The sequence below is a fragment of the Bacillus mobilis genome (genome assembly GCF_001884045.1).
Taxonomy (GTDB): Bacteria; Bacillota; Bacilli; order Bacillales; family Bacillaceae_G; genus Bacillus_A; species Bacillus_A mobilis.
This window is the reverse complement of the sequence record NZ_MACF01000012.1, coordinates 1-221: the sequence shown is the minus strand read 5'-3', so window position 1 is coordinate 221 and position 221 is coordinate 1. Positions and strand designations below refer to the sequence as shown.

The 221-nt window shown below is 35.7% G+C and carries 1 protein-coding gene; it reads left to right on the top strand.

Going from position 1 to position 221, the window contains the following annotated elements:
* Positions 1-221, top strand: a 221-nt coding sequence (locus BAQ44_RS00445; RefSeq protein ID WP_148662572.1) for a helix-turn-helix domain-containing protein, incomplete at both ends; no start/stop codon positions are given.

Sequence of the window (221 nt, the reverse complement as noted above, 5' to 3'; positions counted from 1 at the left end):
ATTCCAACGCCTGAACAAGAACAAGTGCTTAGAAACCATGCTGGAGCTGCAAGATTTGCTTATAACTATTGTAAAAGAATGAGTGATAGATACTATAAGCTATTTGGAAAATCTGTTTCACAGTTAGCTTTACAGAAACGATTTACAAAGATCAAGAAGCGAAAGAGATATGAGTGGTTAAATGACATCAACGCACAAGTTCCTAAACAGGCTTCAAAAGA